Annotated in this window: 1 protein-coding gene; it reads left to right on the forward strand. The window is 72.7% G+C overall.

Features of this window, described 5'->3' with window-relative positions; translation table 11 throughout:
* Positions 1-112 precede the first annotated feature (112 nt).
* Positions 113-1027 (forward strand): sensor histidine kinase (locus tag MXD58_RS25430; protein WP_250610205.1); only part of this gene is annotated, 915 nt, incomplete at its 3' end.

The raw sequence follows: 1027 nt of genomic DNA on the forward strand, positions 1-1027 counted from the left end.
GTCACCGCCACCGAGCTCGGCCGGATGCTCTACGACAGCGTGCAGCGCAAGCTGATGAGCCTCCCCGACGAGGTCCGACCCGGACGCCGCCCTGCTCGCCCTGCTCTCCGACGTGGCGGCGCAGCTCGGGCAGGTCGCCGACCGGGTCCGCGCCGCCGACGCCCTGCGCGACGCCGCGTCCACCGCGCAGAGCGCCAACGCGGCGAAGAGCGCGTTCCTGGCCACCATGAGCCACGAGATCCGGACCCCGATGAACGCCGTCATCGGCATGTCCGGCCTGCTTCTCGACAGCCGCCTAGACGCCGACCAGCGCCATCTCACCGAGGTCGTCCACGACAGCGCCCACTCGCTGCTCCTGCTGATCAACGACATCCTCGACTTCTCCAAGATCGAGGCGGGCCACCTCAGGCTGGAACCGATGCCGTTCCACGTCGCGGCGTGCGTCCAGGCCGCCCTCGACCTCGTCGCGGCGGACGCCGGCGCGAAGGGCCTCGAGCTGGCCTGCGTCCTCGAACCCGGCTGCCCACCGGGCATGGTCGGCGATCCGACGCGGGTTCGGCAGATCCTGGTCAACCTGCTGAGCAACGCGGTGAAGTTCACCGAACGCGGCGAGGTGACCGTCACGGTCGGGGCGTCGCCGGCCGGTGCTGACGGGAGGCGCGCATGGCGTTTCACGGTGCGTGACACCGGCGTCGGCATTCCCCCCGAACACCTGGAGACGATCTTCGATTCGTTCACGCAGGTCGACACCTCCACCTCGCGGCGCTACGGCGGCACCGGCCTGGGCCTGGCCATCTGCCGCACGCTGTGCACGCTCATGGGCGGGACGATCACCGCCGCCTCCCCGCCCGGCCCCGGCGCGACGGGCCCTGGCGCGACGGGCCCTGGCGCGACGGGCCCTGGTAGGACGGGCCCTGGTAGGACGGGCCCTGGTAGGACGGGCCCTGGTACGACGGGCCCTGGTACGACGATGACCGTCACCCTGCCGGCGGCGGCCGCGACGCTGACCCGGCACCCGGCGCCGGCC

This window comes from Frankia sp. AgKG'84/4, from assembly GCF_023242965.2.
Taxonomy (GTDB): domain Bacteria; phylum Actinomycetota; class Actinomycetes; order Frankiales; family Frankiaceae; genus Frankia.